Here is a 495-nt window from a genome sequence, read left to right as displayed (position 1 = left end):
ATCGAATACAAAGCCGATTTAGATTTGGACAAAAACTAAATCCGACTCGCAAACAAAGGCCGTCTGAAATCCCATCGGTTTTCAGACAGCCTTTTGTCATCTTTATCAGATATAATGGCACTCGGTTTGTAAAATTTCCGACTCAAAACATTGTACAATCTGCCCACTTATACCGATAACATCCCAAACATTGCCATGAAAAAACGTCTGCTCCTCCTCGCCATCCTTCCCCTTTCCCTTCACGCCGCCGATGTGCCGCCTGATGTGAAACCCGAGCTTCAAGTCAACACAGCCGAACCCCAACAACCCGAAACGCACAACATCACTGCCGAGCAGACAAACAGGCCGTCTGAAAAAATCATCAACGTCGATGCCGATACCCTGCTTGCCAACACCGAATTACTGGCACGCGCCATGTATTCCGCCGTCGTCGCCCACAACATCCCCGGCATCAAAGCCGTTTTGCCCATTTACGAACAATGGCCAGAACACGAC

General features: G+C 48.9%; 1 pseudogene. It reads left to right on the top strand.

The annotated features are described in order from the left end of the window. Nucleotides 1-150 precede the first annotated feature (150 nt). A pseudogene (locus tag ACTHUR_RS19090) lies at nt 151-495 on the top strand (hypothetical protein); the annotation flags it as partial.

The sequence above is a fragment of the Neisseria sp. P0021.S007 genome (assembly GCF_051956855.1).
Note: the sequence above shows the minus strand (reverse complement) of the source record. Positions and strands in the feature narration are given on the sequence as shown.